At 70.2% G+C, this 430-nt stretch carries 1 protein-coding gene; it reads right to left on the bottom strand.

The features are described 5' to 3' along the window. A partial coding sequence (locus tag AC1DUE_RS20405) for an acyltransferase family protein (RefSeq protein ID WP_477041226.1) occupies positions 1–420 on the bottom strand: 420 nt, incomplete at its 3' end. Between the last annotated feature and the right edge of the window lie 10 nt (positions 421–430).

Genomic DNA, 430 nt, shown 5'->3' with positions numbered 1-430 from the left:
CAGCGTGACCCCGGTCAGCCCGCCACCCCCGCCGAGCAGCTGGACGATCAGCGCAGCCGTCCCCCAGACCAGGATGAAGACCATGGTGGGGCGCAGCCGCCGCTGCAGTCTGGCCCGGAGAAAGGCCGAGTACACGGAGTCCGTCGAGCCGGCGGGCTGCTTACGGCAGAGGGAGCGGTACGACAGGGCGTGCGAGAAGCCGCCGACGAAGAAGAACACCGGCATGATCTGGAGCACCCAGGTCAGCAGCTGGAGGCCGGGGACGACGGCGAGCAGATTGCCGACGCCGTCGGCGGTGACGGCGGCCATCAGCCAGTGCCCGAGGACGACCGTCCCGAGCGAGGCGACGCGCAGCAGGTCGATGTACCGGTCCCGGGTGGCGGGCGTGGCCCCGGCCAGTTCACGAACACTTGATCCCATACGGGTACGG

Source organism: Cellulomonas sp. P4_A2 (genome assembly GCF_056402515.1).
This window is presented reverse-complemented; position numbering and strand designations above follow the sequence as displayed.